Genomic DNA, 13,541 nt, shown 5'->3' with positions numbered 1-13,541 from the left:
CAGTGTTAAGTACGCCGAGAATCTTGACATTCTTCGCGCCTGAGGTGTTGTGTTCATCACGTCAACAGGCGGTGACCCGATGGCCGCCGTGCCTCCTCGTCCCCCTTCGCCGGAGGAGAACGTGAAGAAGCTCCTGCCCAGAACGGCCGCCGCCGCCGCGGCCACCCTGATCGCGCTCACCGCGGCGGCGGCCTGCTCGTCGAACGGATCCGGCGGATCCGGTGGTAGCAAGGACGCGAAGATCGCGTTCTTGATGCCGGACATCGCGTCGACCCGCTACGAGCTGTACGACGCGCCGTTGTTCAAGGCCAAGATGAAGCAGCTCTGCCCCGGCTGCACCGTGCTCTACCAGAACGCCGGCGCCGACGCCGCGAAGCAGCAGCAGCAGGCCAACTCGGTGCTCGCCCAGGGCGTCAAGGCCATCGTCATCGACCCGGTCGACTCCGCGGCGGCCGCCACCATCGTGCGGAACGCGCAGTCGCAGAACGTGAAGGTCATCGCCTACGACCGGCCGATCCCGGCGACCAAGGCCGACTACTACGTCTCCTTCGACAACCAGAAGATCGGCGCACTGATCGCCCAGTCGCTGGTCGACCACCTCAAGGAGAAGAAGGTCAAGGGCGGGATCCTGGAGGTCAACGGCTCGCCGACCGACGCCGCCGCCGGGCTGATCAAGAAGGGCATCCACAGCGCCGTCGACACCAGCGGGCTCAAACTGCTCGCCGAGTACGACACGCCGAACTGGGACCCCGCCAAGGCGCAGGACTGGGTGAGCGGGCAGATCAGCAAGTTCGGCGACCAGATCGCCGGTGTGGTGGCGGCCAACGACGGCACCGGCGGCGGCGCGATCGCCGCGTTCAAGGCCGCGGGCGCGACCGTACCTCCGGTGACCGGGAACGACGCGGAGCTCGCCGCCGCGCAACGGATCATCGCCGGCGACCAGTACAACACGATCTCCAAGCCGATCAAGATCGTCGCTGAGGCCGCCGCCACGGTGACGTACCAGTTCGTTCAGGGCAAGCCGCCCGCGGCGCAGACCACCCTGTTCAACACCCCGTCGCAGCTGTTCACGCCGACCGTGGTCACCAAGGACAACATCGCCAAGGTGCTGCTCGGCCCGGGCGGCGCCCTCAAGCCCTCCGCCGTCTGCACCCAGACGTACGCGGCGGCCTGCGCCAAGCTCGGCATCAAGTAGGCGAGACGAGTCGGAGTCCAGTAGGAAACGCCATGTCCACAATGCCCTCCGAAGCGGGCACGCTGCTGTCCCTGCGGGGTATCACCAAGACCTTCGGCGCCGTCGCCGCGCTCACCGACGTCGACCTCGACGTGTCGGCCGGCGAGGTCGTCGCCATCGTCGGCGACAACGGCGCCGGGAAGTCCACCCTGGTGAAGGTGCTGTCGGGCGTCCACGCGCCGGACGCGGGCACCATCACGTTCGAGGACCGCGTGGTGACCATCCCGAGCCCGGCCGCGGCCCAGCAGCTCGGCATCGCCACCGTCTTCCAGGACCTCGCGCTGTGCGAGAACCTCAACGTGATCGAGAACCTGTTCCTCGGCCGCGAGATGCGCGCGCTGCGCCTCGACGACGTGGCGATGGAGGTGCGCTCCCGCGAGCTGCTCGACCAGCTCTCGGCGAAGATCCCGACGGTGCGCATCCCGGTCGCCGCGCTGTCGGGCGGCCAGCGGCAGACCGTCGCGATCGCCCGATCCCTGCTCGGCGACCCGAAGGTCGTCATCCTCGACGAGCCGACCGCCGCGCTGGGCGTCGCGCAGACCGCCGAGGTGCTCAACCTGATCGACCGGCTGCGCGAGCGCGGCCACGGAGTGATCATGATCAGCCACAACATGGCCGACGTGCTCGCGGTCGCCGACCAGGTGGCCGTCCTGCGCCTGGGGCGCAACAACGGTGTCTTCGACGCGCTGGAGACCTCCTCCGAGGAGATCGTCACGGCGATCACCGGCGCCGCCGACAACGCCGTGACCCGGCGCGCCCGGCGCGGGCGGCGCGCCCCCGACCCGGTGAACGAGGAGGCCGACGATGAGTGACCTCGGCACGGCGCCCGCACGATCGGCGCGGCGCGACACGACGCCGGCGGAGTACGGCGGCGGGCTGCGCGCGCTGACCGGCCGGTTCCGCGGCGGCGACCTCGGCGTGCTGCCGGTCGTCGTCGGCCTGGTGGTGATCTGGACGGTCATGCAGATCCTCAACCCGGTCTTCCTGTCCAGCACCAACCTGGTCAACCTCACGCTGGAGTGCGTGCCGGTCGGCGTCATCGCGCTCGGCGTCGGGTTCATGCTGCTCGTCGGGCAGATCGACCTGTCGATCGGCTCGCTCAGCGGAATGGCCGCGGCGGTCACCGCAATCCTGTTCGTCGGCCACGGGCTGTCGCCGTGGCTGGCGGTGCCGGCCGCGGTGGTGGTCTCGGCGGTGGTCGGCTGGCTGTACGCGCAGGTGTTCAACCGGCTCGGCGTGCCCAGCTTCGTCATCACGCTCGCCGGCCTGCTGGGCTTCCTCGGCATCCAGCTGTGGGTGCTCGGCGCCGCGGGCTCGATCAACCTGCCGTTCGACTCCGGGCTGGTCACCTTCGCCCAGCTCGACTTCGTGCCGCAGTGGCTGTCGTACACGCTGACCGTGGTCGCGGCGGCGGGGCTGTTCGCCAGCGGCTACCTGCGGGCGCGCGAGCGCCGCCGGGCCGGGCTCGCCGCGGCGTCGACCCAGGGCCTGCTGCTCCGGAGCGTCCTGCTGCTCGCCGGGGCCGGCGTGGCCGTCTGGTACCTCGGCCGCACGCGGGGCGTCGGCTGGATGTTCGTGCTGTTCCTCGCCCTGGTCCTCGTGACGCACTACGTGCTGACGCGGACGAAGTACGGCAAGTCGATCTACGCCGTGGGCGGCAACGTGGAGGCGGCCCGCCGGGCGGGCATCAACGTCAAGGCCGTCTACACCTCGGCGTTCGTGCTGTGCACGACGCTCGCCGCGATCGGCGGCGTCCTGGCCGCCGCCCGTCTCGCCGCGGCCAACCAGAGCAGCGGCGGCGGTGACGTCAACCTCAACGCGATCGCCGCCGTCGTGATCGGCGGCACGAGCCTGTTCGGCGGGAGGGGCAGCGCGTTCGCCGCGCTGTTCGGCATCGTCGTCATCCAGTCGATCTCCAGCGGGCTCACCCTGCTGAACCTCGACTCCTCCTACCGCTACATGGTCACCGGGGCGGTGCTGCTGCTCGCGGTGGCGCTCGACGCGGTGGCCCGCCGATCCCGCGCGTCTCACGGCCGCGCCTGACGAGAGGGGAAGGACAGTCATGGCCGTCGTCTGCGTCGACGCGGGCACCACGATGATCAAGGCGGTGGGGTACGGCGAGGACGGCGCCGAGCTCGCGGTCGAGCGCCAGGCCACCACCGTGCGCAACCCGGCCCCCGGCCACGCCGAGCAGGACCTGGCCGAGGTCTGGCAGGCGGTCGTCCGCGGGGTACGGCAGGTGGCCGGGCGCCTCGACGCGCCGGTCACCCACCTGGCGCTGACCGCGCAGGGCGACGGGAGCTGGCTCGTCGACGCCGCCGGAGAGCCGACCGGGCCCGCCATCCTGTGGAACGACGGGCGGGCCGGCCCGCTCGTCGAGCGGTGGTCCCGCGACGGCGTGCTCGAACGCGCCTTCCGCCGCAACGGCTCGCTGACCTTCGCCGGCCTGCCCAACGCGATCCTCAGCTGGCTCCGTGAGCACGACCCGGACCGGCTGGCGCGTTCGGCCGCGTCGCTGACCTGCGGCGGCTGGATCTTCGCGCGGCTCACCGGCGAGCTGGTCGCCGACGAGTCCGACGGCTCGGCGCCGTTCATGGACATCCGCGCGCGCCGCTACTCCGATGACCTGCTCCGCCTGTACGACATGGAGTGGGCGCGGCCCCTGCTCCCCGAGCTGCGCGGCGACGACCGGCGAGCCGCGCCGCTGACCGCCTCCGCCGCGGCCGAGCTCGGCCTGCCCGAGGGCATCCCCGTCGTCCTCGCGCCGTACGACGTGGCCGCCACCGCGATCGGCGTCGGCGCGATCGGCCCCGGTCAGGCGTGCACGATCCTCGGCACCACGCTCTGCACCGAGATCGTGCTGGAGGAGCCGCAGCTCGACGGTGCGCCGTCGGGGCTGACGGTCGCGCTCGGCGGGCGTTACCTGCGGGCCTTCCCGACGCTCGCCGGCGGCCAGGTGGTCGACTGGGCCTGCCGCATGCTCGGCCTGGGCGACGACCCGGCCGCGCTGTCGGACCTGGCCGCCCGGTCCGCGCCCGGCGCCGGCGGCCTGGTCTTCCTGCCGTACCTGTCGCCGGCGGGGGAGCGGGCGCCGTTCCTCGACACGCGGGCGCGCGGCTCCTTCCTCGGCCTGTCCGTCGACCACGACCGCGAGCACCTCGCCCGTGCGGTCCTCGAAGGGCTGTGCCTGGTGATCCGCGACTGCCTGGCCGCATCAGGGGCGCGGCCGGTCGAGCTGCGGGTCAGCGGCGGCGGGTCGGCCAGCCCGCACTGGCTGCGGATGCTCGCCGACGTCACCGGTGTGCCGGTGGTCCGCACCGCCGACGCCGAGGCCGGCGCGCGCGGCGCGTTCCTCGTCGCGGCCGTGGCGACGGGCCGGGCGGCGAGCGAGCGGGAGGCCGCCGCGACCTACATCCGGCCCGGGGACACCTTCGAACCCGACCCGGCGAACGTCGCGCACTACACCGCCGCGTACGAGGCGTTCCTCGCGGTACGCGCCGCGACGGCGCGGTCCTGGCCGACGCTCGCGACCCTCCGCGACGGAGCGGCATGACGGGCGGCGAGGAGATCTGGCTCGGCATCGACCTGGGCACGCAGAGCGTACGCGCACTCGCCGTGACGACCTCCGGCGTGATCGCCGGCCGGGGATCGCACCCGCTGACCGGCCGTCGCGAGGGCGAACGGCACGAACAGGACCCGGAAGAGTGGTGGCGGGCGGCCGCCGCGGCCTGCCGGAGCGCGCTCGGCGGCGTGCCGCACGGCGCGGTCCAGGCGGTCGCGGTGGACGCCACCTCCGGCACGATCCTGTTCACCGACGGCGACGGACGGCCGCTCACCCCGGGCCTGATGTACGACGACACGCGCGCGGCCGCGGAGACCCGGCGCGTCAACGAGGCGGGTGCCGCGGTCTGGGACGAGCTCGGTTACCGCCGCATGCAGCCCGCCTGGGCGCTGCCGAAGCTGCTGTGGCTCCTCGACCGGCATGAGGGCCCGGTCCACCTGGCCCACCAGGCCGACTTCGTCAACCGGCGGCTCGCCGGGCACGCCGTCCCCGCCGACCTGAGCAACGCGCTGAAGACCGGTGCCCACCTGGTCGAGGAGGACTGGCCGGCGGACGTCCTCGACGCGCTCGGCGTGCCCGCGGAGGTGCTCCCGCCGCTCGTACGCTCCGGCACGCCGATCGGCGAGGTCTGCGCCGCGGCGGCCGAGGCCACCGGCATCCCGGCGGGCACGCCGATCGTCGCCGGCATGACCGACGGCTGCGCCGCGCAGCTCGGCGCCGGCCGGCTCACGCCCGGATCGTGGAACTCCGTGCTGGGCACCACGCTCGTGCTCAAGGGCGTCACCCGCGAGCCGCTGCACGACCCGTACGGCGTGGTGTACTCCCACCGGGCGCCGGACGGCGCGTGGCTGCCCGGCGGGGCCTCCAGCACGGGCGCCGGCGCCATCTCCCGCGACTTCCCCGGCCGCGACCTGGCGGAGCTGGACCGGCGGGCCGCGGACCACGAACCCGCGCGGGCCCTGGCGTACCCGCTGGTCTCGCGCGGCGAGCGGTTCCCGTTCGCCGCGCCGGACGCGGAGGGCTTCCTGCTCGGGAGCACCGGCGACGAGGCCGACGACTACGCCGCGCTCCTCCAGGGAATCGCCTACCTGGAGCGCCTGTGCTTCGACCATCTCGACCTGCTCGGCGCGCCGGTGGACGGCGACCTCACGTTCACCGGCGGCGCGGCGCGCAGCGCGTACTGGTGCCGGCTCCGCGCCCGGGTGCTCGGCCGGCCGGTGATCCTCCCGGCCGACCCCGAGGCGGCGCTCGGTGCGGCCGTACTGGCCGCGTCGCCCGGCCGCCGCGTCGCCGAGGTGGCCGCCGCGATGGTCGCCGTACGCGAGACGATCGACCCGGGTCCGCGTGACGGCCGGTTCGACGAGGGATACCTGCGGTTCGTGGCGGAGCTGGAGCGGCACGGGTGGCTGCCCGAGCCCACCGCCGAACACGCACGCACCCGCACCGAGGAAGGGACGTCACCATGACCGAGCGAAGCGAGGAAATCGAAGACACGCCCTTGTGGTCACTCTCTCCGACGAAGGAGGGCTCATGACCGAGCGTAGCGAGGGAATCGAAGACACGCCCTTGTGGTCACTCTCTCCGACGAAGGAGGGCTCATGACCGAGCGTAGCGAGGGAATCGAAGACACGCCCCTGTGGTCACTCTCTCCGACGAAGGAGGGCTCATGACCGAGCGAAGCGAGGGCGCGCCCCAGTGGTCACGTCCTCCGACGAAGGAAGATTCATGACGCAGTTCGTCCTGGTCCGCCATGGGGAGTCGGAGTGGCACGCGGAGAACCGCTACGCGGGTGTCAGCGACATCGCGCTCACCTCACGCGGCCTCGACCAGGCCAAACAGCTCGCCGCCTGGGCCGCGACCGCCGGGCTCGCCGCGGTCTGGACCTCCACGCTGACCCGCGCCCAGCTCACCGCCACCGCCTGCGCGGAGGCCGCCGGTGTGCCGCTGAACGTGGACGAACGCTTCCGCGAGCTTGACTTCGGTCACGGCGAGGGCATGACCTCCGCGGAGATGCATGAGCGGTTCCCCGATGCGCTGCGGGCGTTCCGCGCCGACCCGGTCACCGACCACCTGCCGGGCGGGGAGGATCCCGCCGACGCGGCACGCCGGTTCACCGGCTGCCTGGACGACCTCGCCGGGCGGTACCCGGACGACCGGGTGCTGATCGTCGCGCACTCCACGGCGATCCGGCTCGCGCTGTGCGAGCTGATCGGGGTACCGCTGCGCGACTACCGCCGGGTCTTCCCGTCGCTGCGCAACTGCGCGCTGACCGAGGTCCGGCTGGCGGGCGGGCAGGGCGGGGCCGCCCTCCTCGAGTTCAACACGCCCATCGAACGCATCACCGCCGTCCAGGAGATCTCATGACGACCCGCGTGCTCGCGGCCGGAGACCACTTCGTCCTCAACCGCCTGCTCATCGACGCCGTGCGCGAGCGCGTGCCGGAGGGACTGGAGTTCACCGAGCTCACCCTCGACTGGCCGCTCGTGCCGTTCGGCCGGGTGGCCGAGGTCGACGAGGCGTCCGGCACCGAGGACCAGCTCATCGAGGCACTGGCCGGCGCCGAGATCTGCCTCACCCAGATGGCGCCGCTGACCCGCCGGGTCATCGAGGCGAGCCCGACGCTGCGGCTGATCGGCATCGGCCGCGGCGGTCCGGTCAACGCCAACCTGGAGGCCGCCGCCGAGCACGGCGTCGCGGTCTGCTGCGCGCCGGGCCGCAACGCGGGCGCCACCGCCGAGCACACCCTCGGCATGATCCTGGCCGCGGCGCGCCGCATCCCGCAGACCCACGCCGAGCTGACCGCCGGCCGGTGGCGCAGCGACTACTACCGCTACGACGAGGTCGGCATCGAACTGCGCGGCAGCACCATCGGCCTGATCGGCGGCGGTGCGGTCGGCAACCGGGTCGCCGAGATGCTCGCCGCCCTCGGCGCGCACGTCCTCATCCACGACCCGTACCTGGCCGAGTCGACGGTGGCCAAGCTGGTCTCCCTCGACGAACTGCTGGCCCGCTCGCAGGTCATCTCGCTGCACGCCCGTGTCACGCCGGAGACCACCGGAATGATCGGCGCCGCGCAGATCGCCGCCATGCCGGCCGGCGGGATCATCGTCAACTGCGCCCGCGGCGCCCTGCTCGACTACGACGCCGTCTGCGACGCGATCGAGGGCGGGCACCTGTTCGGCGCCGCGTTCGACGTGTTCCCCGAAGAGCCGATCCCGGCCGGGTCGCGGCTGCTGTCCACGCCGGGGGTGACCCTGACGCCGCACCTGGCCGGCGCCAGCCGCCAGACCGCCGTCAACGCCGCCACCATCCTCGCCGAGGACGTCGCCCGCCATCTGCGCGGCGAGCCGCTGGCCCACCCCGCGTGACGCCCGGCCGGGCCGCGGCGACCTGCCGCCGGTCCGGAGGAACCGGCCGCGTCGCCGCATCGTTCCGGACCTCTGGAATGCTGTGGTCATGATCGTCAATACCCGTGCGGTCCTCGACAGCGTCATGGGACTGTCGCTGGGCGACGCCTTCGGCCAGCGGTGGTTCTTCCGGTCCGGCGTCGAGGCCCGCCGGGAGATCGCCGCGCGGAGCCTTCCCGATGGGCCCGGGCCCGGCCAGAACCACGGGCCCGGCGGGGTGTGGCACTGGACCGACGACACCGCGATGGCGCTCGGCGTCGTACGCGTGCTTCTGCGGCACGGCGAGATCGTCGAAGAAGAGCTGGCCCGTACGTTCGCCGACACGTACGCCGCCGACCCGGGCCGCGGGTACGGCGCCGGCATGCACGAACTGCTGCCGCGCCTGGGAGCGGAGCCGGGTGCGTGGCGTACGGCGGCGCGGGCGTTGTTCGACGGGCAGGGCAGCCTCGGCAACGGCGCGGCGATGAGGGCCGCTCCGCTGGGCGCCTGGTTCGGCCCGGACCTCGAGGCCACCATCGAGCAAGCGAGGCGGTCCGCGCACGTCACCCATGCCCACCCCGAGGGCATCGCGGGTGCCGTCGCCGTAGCCGTGGCGGCGGCCCTCGCCGTGGCCGGCTGGACCGACCACGAGGCCCGGTGGAGAGAGAAGCCGGGCCGGCCGCCGATGCCCACGTACCGGGAGGGTGCGCTCCATGGAGCCGACCTGCTCGGTGCGGTCGCGGCGCACACGCCCGCGGGGCCGACCCGGGAGGGGATCCTGCGCGCCGCGGACCTGCCGGGCGACACCCCCGCCTGGCGCGCCGCCGACATCCTCGGCAACGGGCAGCGCATCCGCGCCGAGGACACGGTCCCGTTCGCCCTGTGGTGCGCGGCGCATCACCTGCACAGCCTCACCGACGCGCTCTGGACGGCCGCGGAGGGACTCGGCGACGTCGACACCGTTTGCGCGATCACGGGCGGTGTCGTGGCCGCGCGCAACGGCCGCGGCGACATGGGACGCGCCGGACCCGCGATCGCCCCCGGCCCATGGCTCTACCTGGTCGAGACACTTCCGGACTGGGTCTACCGGGGACTTCGCTGACCCGGTGCGACGGCCTGCGGTTCAGTCGGTCGACGTCACCGCGGGTGAGGGGCTCACGAGATGATCGGCGCCCCGCAGAACGCCGCCCTGCCGGGCGGCGCGATCATCGTCAACCGCGTCCGCGGCGCCCTGCCCGGCTGTGAGCCGGTCTGTGACGCGGTGGAGAGCGGGCACCTGTCCGGCGGCGACGTGTTCCCCGAGGATCCGATCTCGGCGGGCTCACGGCTGTTGTCGACGCCGGGCATCACCCTGACGCCTCACCTGGCCGGCGCCGGCCGGCAGACGGCCACGAACGCGGCGAACATCCTGGCCGAGGACGTCGCTCGCCCCCCGCGTGGCGAACCCCTGGTCCATTCCGTCTGACGCCGGCCTCTTGAGCGAACGCTCAAACGCGTCTAGGATTTAAGCGATCGCTCAAACCCGGGAGGTGGGTCGATGGCGGGCTTCGGTGAGGGCGGTCGGCGGGTGCCGTTGCGGCCATCGCTGGTGATCCGCGGATGCGGGTACGGCTCAGCCGCCGGCGTGATCGGCGGGGGACTGGTCGGCGCCGGGCTCGGCGTGATCGCAGGCCCGACGGGGATCGTCATCGGCGCGGTGGCCGGAGTCGTCATCGGGACGGCCGTCGGGCTGGTCGCCGGCCTCGTCTGCGGGGTGGCCTTCGCGGTGGGCGCGCCGTGCCTGGTGCGGCACCCCCGGGCGGTACGGCCCTCGGGGGCTGCCGTATCGCCCGGGATCTTCCTCCTGGCCTGGGTGGTGTGCCTGCGGTGGTATCCGGACGGCGCCATCGGGCTGCTCACCGACGGTGCGGCGTTGTGCTTCTTCATGGTCGTCATGGCCGTCGGCGTCGTCGCCGGGGCGCTCACCGCGCCGAGCGTCCTGTACGGGAAGCAGCCGCCATCCGGCGGCGGTGTGCCCGGCCACGGTGACCCGCCGTGCGACCCAGGCTCGGAGGGAGCAGACTCACCCGGGTGAGCGACACCAAGGACCGGCTCCTCGACGCGACCATCGAGACCCTCCGCACGCACGGCATCGCCGGCGTGTCCGCGCGGACGATCGCCGCCACGGCCGGGGTCAACCAGGCGCTGGTCTTCTACCATTTCGGCAGCGTCGACCAGCTCCTGGCCGCCGCCTGCGCCACCGCGACCGCCGCGCGGGTCGAGGTGTTCCGTGAGCGCTTCGCCCAGGTGCGGACGATGCGCGAGCTTCTCGCCGTCGGGCGCGAGCTGCACGAGGCCGAGCGCCGCAACGGCGACGTCGCGGTGCTCGCCCAGCTCCTCGCCGGCGCACAGCGCGATCCGAAGCTGGCGTCGGCCACGGCCGCGGGTCTGGAACTGTGGGCACGGGAGCTGGAGATCGTCCTCGGCCGCGTCCTGGGCCGTATGCCCCTGGCCGATGCCGCCGACATCCCGGGGCTGGCCCGCGCGGTCGCCGCGGCGTTCGTGGGCATCGAGTTGTACGAGGGCGCCGATCCGGAGGCGGCCGGACGGGCGCTCGACGCCCTCGACCGGCTGGGTGCGATCCTGGAGGTCTTCGACGACCTCGGCCCGGTGGCGACCCGGGCCTTGCGCGCCCGGGTCCGCCGCATGACCTAGTGAGGAGACCCACGGAAATCCGGTGGACGTCATCCCTGGTCAGCCACCTACCATGCGGGGCCATGACCGCTACGGATGCGATCCCGCGCGACTGCCTGCGCCAGTTCGTACGGTACTGGCGGCACGAGTACGACCGTGGCGGCCACTTCGCGGCGATGGTGGAGCCGGACCTGTTGGTCGGCGACATCCGGGCGTTCTTCCGCGAGCTGCGTGCGGCGGGCGGAACGGTCGTCCTGCGCGGCTGTACGTCACGTAAGGTGACGGGATCTGTCTTCTCCGTGTATTCGTGATCTCTACGGGTAGGGCACCGCCCCAGGCGGGACGGCCCGGCCCGTTCGCGCCCGGAACCGGCGCCCACCTCCCTCGGGCCGGGCCGTCCCGTCCCGTGCGCGCGGCGGCGGTCATGACACCCGACACTCGACCCGTCGCGGCGCATCGGCTTGGCGGTCATAATGTGTGACCAGGCGAGAAGAAGATGTCGCCGGAGAACGATTCGGGGCGACCTCCGCGGGAACACCTGCGCGGCGCGGATCGTCGGTGAGGTGCCGGGAGCCATTGGAGGACGGCATGGAGTTCAGCGTCGAGCACATCGTGACGGACGACGGCATCGTGAGCGTGACGCTCGCCGGGGCGCTCGATGTCGCAACCGCTCCACAAGTGCGCGACCTGCTGATCCGCCTCATCGACGAGGGTCACCACCGGCTGGTGCTGGAGCTGAGCGGCGTGGACTTCGTCGACTCCATCGGCCTCGGCGTCTTCGTCGGCGTGGTGCACCGGCTCCGCCCGCACGACAGCTCGCTGGCGATCGCGGCGCCGTCCGCCCAGGCGCGGAAGGTCTTTGAGATCACCCAGCTGGTCCGGGTCCTGCCGATCTACGACACCACGGAGGCGGCCGTCCAGGCCGTCCGCGACGGCAACGCCGCGGTGGGGGCGCGCGGCTGAGGCCGCTGGAAGCGAAGAGTTCATGCCCCCCGAATCCGGCTCGTCCTCCCTTGCGGAGCCCGTCACGGGAGCGGACGCCCTGCCCGCGGAGGAGACCACCGAGCCGAGGTCGGGCGCGGACCGGCCGGCCCCCGGTCCGGCGGCGGCACGGTCGAGGCTGACCACCCGGCGCTGGCTGCAGATCGGCGTGGGCGCCGCCTTGGCGGTGCTGGCGATCCTGGGCGTCCTGGGCGTTTGGGTGCTGAGTCACGAGGGGGCGGTCACCGACCAGCTGGTCGACCGGCAGTCGTCGGCGCTCGTCGCCTCGATCCGCTACGAGGGCGCCATGCTGGACCAGGAGACCGGCATCCGCGGGTACGGCCTGTCCGGCCGCTCCGACTTCCTCGATCCCTACAACGAGGGCCGCGCGCAGGAGGCCACCGCGCTGCGGGCGCTGCGGACGCTGTCCGTGACCCCGCGGGAGCGTGCCGACCTGGCACTGGTGACGCGACGGGCGGAGATCTGGCGGACGCGGATCGCCGACCCCCTCTCCACCGCTAAGGGCGACGCGGTGACGCGCCTGGCGAGCGAGCGGGCGGCCGAGGGCAAGGTCGAGTTCGACGCGCTGCGCGCGGCGATGACCGCCCAGCAGCGGCACCTGACGCAGGCGCGCGCCGACGGGCGCGCCGACCTCCACACGGTGCGGACCGAGCGGAACGCGGTCTTCCTCGGCATCGCGGTCGTGATCCTCGTGATCGCCGTGCTGGTGTTCGTCGGCCTGCGACGCGGGATCACGATGCCGCTGGAGCGGCTCGCCGCCGACACCGGGCAGGTCGCCGACGGCGACTTCGGCCATCCGATCACCGGCCACGGCCCGGCCGACCTGCGGCGTCTGGCCACCGGAGTCGAGGCGATGCGGCAGCGGCTCACCGAGGAGCTCGCCTTCTCCAGCGAGGCCCGCGACCAGCTCGCCGACCAGGCCGAGGACCTGCGGCGCTCCAACGCCGAACTCGAGCAGTTCGCCTACGTCGCGTCGCACGACCTGCAGGAGCCGCTGCGCAAGGTCGCGAGCTTCAGCCAGATGCTGCGGCGCCGCTACAGCGAACAGCTCGACGAGCGGGCCAACCAGTACATCGACTTCGCCATCGAGGGCGCCAACCGCATGCAGGCGCTGATCAACGACCTGCTGCAGTTCTCCCGCGTCGGCCGGGTCCACGAGGCCCGCGTCGACGTGGACCTCGAAGAGGTGTACGCCACGACGGTCAGCACGCTGAGCCTCTCGATCGAGGAGGCCGGCGCCCGGCTGTCCCACGGTCCGCTGCCCACCGTCACCGGGGACCCCGGGCAACTCGGCCTGCTGCTGCAGAACCTGCTGTCCAACGCCGTCAAGTTCCGCTCACCCGACCGGACGCCGGAGATCCGGGTGACCGCGGAGCGGCACGGCGACATGTGGCACTTCGCCGTCACCGACAACGGCATCGGGATCGGTCCCGAGTACGCCGAGCGGGTGTTCGTGATCTTCCAGCGCCTGCACACCCGAGAGGCCTACCCGGGCACCGGAATCGGCCTGGCCGTGTGCAAGAAGATCGTCGAGTTCCACGGCGGCACCATCGGGGTGGACCCCGCCCACGAGCCCGGCGCCAGGATCACCTTCACCCTGCCGGCCCAGGCGAGCGAGCCGGAGACGGCGGAGGAGGACCAGGGTCTGTCTCGAAGTCCCCGTCCGTAGCGGGCCGCACAGTAG

The 13,541-nt window shown here is 72.9% G+C and carries 14 protein-coding genes; all 14 read left to right on the top strand.

The features are described 5' to 3' along the window. Nucleotides 1–121 precede the first annotated feature (121 nt). The 14 genes from ABEA10_RS14805 (at nucleotide 122) to ABEA10_RS14740 (ending at nucleotide 13,526) form a co-directional block, all read left to right on the top strand. Nucleotides 122–1,195 (top strand): substrate-binding domain-containing protein, encoded by a 1,074-nt coding sequence (locus tag ABEA10_RS14805; protein WP_345463390.1) that lies wholly within the window; start codon nucleotides 122–124, stop codon nucleotides 1,193–1,195. 32 nt (nucleotides 1,196–1,227) lie between these two features. After that, on the top strand, nucleotides 1,228–2,046 hold the full coding sequence (locus tag ABEA10_RS14800; RefSeq protein WP_345463387.1) for an ATP-binding cassette domain-containing protein: 819 nt from the start codon (nucleotides 1,228–1,230) through the stop codon (nucleotides 2,044–2,046). Continuing rightward, nucleotides 2,039–3,277, top strand: a complete 1,239-nt coding sequence (locus tag ABEA10_RS14795) for a sugar ABC transporter permease (protein ID WP_345463384.1) — start codon at nucleotides 2,039–2,041, stop codon at nucleotides 3,275–3,277. Before ABEA10_RS14800 ends, ABEA10_RS14795 begins: the two co-directional genes overlap by 8 nt. Nucleotides 3,278–3,296: 19 nt before the next feature. Continuing rightward, nucleotides 3,297–4,787 carry an FGGY family carbohydrate kinase gene (locus ABEA10_RS14790; RefSeq protein WP_345463381.1) on the top strand — a complete coding sequence of 497 codons (1,491 nt, stop codon included), beginning with the start codon at nucleotides 3,297–3,299 and terminating at the stop codon, nucleotides 4,785–4,787. Next, nucleotides 4,784–6,262, top strand: coding sequence for an FGGY-family carbohydrate kinase (locus tag ABEA10_RS14785; protein WP_345463378.1), 1,479 nt, complete (start codon nucleotides 4,784–4,786; stop codon nucleotides 6,260–6,262). The genes ABEA10_RS14790 and ABEA10_RS14785 overlap by 4 nt, the downstream gene beginning before the upstream one ends. Before the next feature lie 259 nt (nucleotides 6,263–6,521). After that, nucleotides 6,522–7,160 carry a histidine phosphatase family protein gene (locus ABEA10_RS14780; protein ID WP_345463375.1) on the top strand — a complete coding sequence of 213 codons (639 nt, stop codon included), beginning with the start codon at nucleotides 6,522–6,524 and terminating at the stop codon, nucleotides 7,158–7,160. Further along, nucleotides 7,157–8,164: a 2-hydroxyacid dehydrogenase gene (locus ABEA10_RS14775; protein ID WP_345463372.1), complete on the top strand. Its 1,008-nt coding sequence runs from the start codon at nucleotides 7,157–7,159 to the stop codon at nucleotides 8,162–8,164. The genes ABEA10_RS14780 and ABEA10_RS14775 overlap by 4 nt, the downstream gene beginning before the upstream one ends. Nucleotides 8,165–8,252: 88 nt before the next feature. Further along, a complete protein-coding gene (locus ABEA10_RS14770) occupies nucleotides 8,253–9,284 on the top strand; it encodes an ADP-ribosylglycohydrolase family protein (protein ID WP_345463369.1) in 1,032 nt (343 codons plus the stop codon). 60 nt (nucleotides 9,285–9,344) lie between these two features. After that, complete coding sequence (locus tag ABEA10_RS14765; RefSeq protein WP_345463366.1) at nucleotides 9,345–9,647, top strand: NAD(P)-dependent oxidoreductase; 303 nt, start codon at nucleotides 9,345–9,347, stop codon at nucleotides 9,645–9,647. A 72-nt stretch (nucleotides 9,648–9,719) separates the two neighbouring features. Further along, the gene (locus ABEA10_RS14760) at nucleotides 9,720–10,256 is read left to right on the top strand and encodes a hypothetical protein (RefSeq protein ID WP_345463363.1); all 537 of its coding nucleotides are present in this window, start codon (nucleotides 9,720–9,722) and stop codon (nucleotides 10,254–10,256) included. After that, nucleotides 10,253–10,876 carry a TetR/AcrR family transcriptional regulator gene (locus ABEA10_RS14755; RefSeq protein ID WP_345463360.1) on the top strand — a complete coding sequence of 208 codons (624 nt, stop codon included), beginning with the start codon at nucleotides 10,253–10,255 and terminating at the stop codon, nucleotides 10,874–10,876. Before ABEA10_RS14760 ends, ABEA10_RS14755 begins: the two co-directional genes overlap by 4 nt. Before the next feature lie 62 nt (nucleotides 10,877–10,938). Next, entirely contained in the window at nucleotides 10,939–11,166 is a 228-nt protein-coding gene (locus ABEA10_RS14750) for an alpha/beta fold hydrolase family protein (protein WP_345463357.1), read from the top strand. 277 nt (nucleotides 11,167–11,443) lie between these two features. Next, nucleotides 11,444–11,818 (top strand): STAS domain-containing protein, encoded by a 375-nt coding sequence (locus ABEA10_RS14745; protein ID WP_345463354.1) that lies wholly within the window; start codon nucleotides 11,444–11,446, stop codon nucleotides 11,816–11,818. A gap of 22 nt (nucleotides 11,819–11,840) precedes the next feature. Continuing rightward, the gene (locus ABEA10_RS14740; RefSeq protein ID WP_345463351.1) at nucleotides 11,841–13,526 is read left to right on the top strand and encodes a sensor histidine kinase; all 1,686 of its coding nucleotides are present in this window, start codon (nucleotides 11,841–11,843) and stop codon (nucleotides 13,524–13,526) included. The last annotated feature ends 15 nt before the right edge of the window (nucleotides 13,527–13,541 follow it).

Origin of the sequence: Actinoallomurus oryzae (assembly GCF_039541955.1) — a bacterium.
GTDB lineage: Bacteria > Actinomycetota > Actinomycetes > Streptosporangiales > Streptosporangiaceae > Actinoallomurus > Actinoallomurus oryzae.
Note: the sequence above shows the minus strand (reverse complement) of the source record. Positions and strands in the feature narration are given on the sequence as shown.

Excerpts from the sequence above, each read along its gene's own strand:
- ABEA10_RS14785 (WP_345463378.1), top strand. The coding sequence starts at position 4,784 with ATGACGGGCGGCGAGGAGATCTGGCTCGGCATCGACCTGGGCACGCAG.
- ABEA10_RS14800 (WP_345463387.1), top strand. The coding sequence starts at position 1,228 with ATGTCCACAATGCCCTCCGAAGCGGGCACGCTGCTGTCCCTGCGGGGT.
- ABEA10_RS14745 (WP_345463354.1), top strand. The coding sequence starts at position 11,444 with ATGGAGTTCAGCGTCGAGCACATCGTGACGGACGACGGCATCGTGAGC.
- ABEA10_RS14740 (WP_345463351.1), top strand. The coding sequence starts at position 11,841 with ATGCCCCCCGAATCCGGCTCGTCCTCCCTTGCGGAGCCCGTCACGGGA.
- ABEA10_RS14775 (WP_345463372.1), top strand. The coding sequence starts at position 7,157 with ATGACGACCCGCGTGCTCGCGGCCGGAGACCACTTCGTCCTCAACCGC.
- ABEA10_RS14795 (WP_345463384.1), top strand. The coding sequence starts at position 2,039 with ATGAGTGACCTCGGCACGGCGCCCGCACGATCGGCGCGGCGCGACACG.
- ABEA10_RS14750 (WP_345463357.1), top strand. The coding sequence starts at position 10,939 with ATGACCGCTACGGATGCGATCCCGCGCGACTGCCTGCGCCAGTTCGTA.
- ABEA10_RS14770 (WP_345463369.1), top strand. The coding sequence starts at position 8,253 with ATGATCGTCAATACCCGTGCGGTCCTCGACAGCGTCATGGGACTGTCG.
- ABEA10_RS14760 (WP_345463363.1), top strand. The coding sequence starts at position 9,720 with ATGGCGGGCTTCGGTGAGGGCGGTCGGCGGGTGCCGTTGCGGCCATCG.
- ABEA10_RS14780 (WP_345463375.1), top strand. The coding sequence starts at position 6,522 with ATGACGCAGTTCGTCCTGGTCCGCCATGGGGAGTCGGAGTGGCACGCG.
- ABEA10_RS14790 (WP_345463381.1), top strand. The coding sequence starts at position 3,297 with ATGGCCGTCGTCTGCGTCGACGCGGGCACCACGATGATCAAGGCGGTG.
- ABEA10_RS14765 (WP_345463366.1), top strand. The coding sequence starts at position 9,345 with ATGATCGGCGCCCCGCAGAACGCCGCCCTGCCGGGCGGCGCGATCATC.